This window comes from Parabacteroides sp. AF21-43 (assembly GCF_003635435.1).
Classification (GTDB): Bacteria; Bacteroidota; Bacteroidia; order Bacteroidales; family Tannerellaceae; genus Parabacteroides; species Parabacteroides distasonis.
Window position 1 is genome coordinate 1 of sequence record NZ_QTMG01000056.1, and the last position, 588, is coordinate 588.

Sequence of the window (588 nt, forward strand, 5' to 3'; positions counted from 1 at the left end):
CCTGTTACTGCGAATGAATTTTCAATCTTTTTCATATCTCTGATTTTTTAGAAGTTAATTAATCAATTTTACAGTGCAATAACTGATTGTTGGCTTTGGGGGACACCATGAAAAAAGATATAAATACTCTTTTTATGCTGGCCGGAAAAAGGAAGATTTGTAACTTTTTTATTGGTGAAGATGGCAACGAATAATTCGGGTTAAATACGCTTTTTGTGCAAGGCAAAAAAAGGAAGATTTCAGACGAATAACAACGTGGTGTTTGTGAATCGTCCCCTTATCCCCGTAAAAGGGGTTAGCAACAATCTATATTTGCAACGGAAAATGATTTGACTTCCCTAAAAAATGATATGAAAAAGACAAAACTTGAAAATCAGTAACAGGTTTGGAAAGGATGCAAAAAACAACCGGTTAGACAGCAAGCATGGCACATCCCGAAAAGATGGTCAGCCGCCTATCGACACACCGGAAGAAACATCTGCAATTCCTTTTAAAAAAATGAAGCCGAAGAATGAAGCATATCATATTCCACGTATCGAAAAAAGTGACTGCACGATAAAATGAAAAGCTGCAACGGAAGAACTGACT

Annotated in this window: 1 protein-coding gene; it reads left to right on the plus strand. The window is 36.6% G+C overall.

The annotated features are described in order from the left end of the window. The first annotated feature begins 366 nt into the window (after window positions 1-366). Window positions 367-564: a hypothetical protein gene (locus tag DWX84_RS21130; protein WP_007564664.1), complete on the plus strand. Its 198-nt coding sequence runs from the start codon at window positions 367-369 to the stop codon at window positions 562-564. Window positions 565-588: the final 24 nt, after the last annotated feature.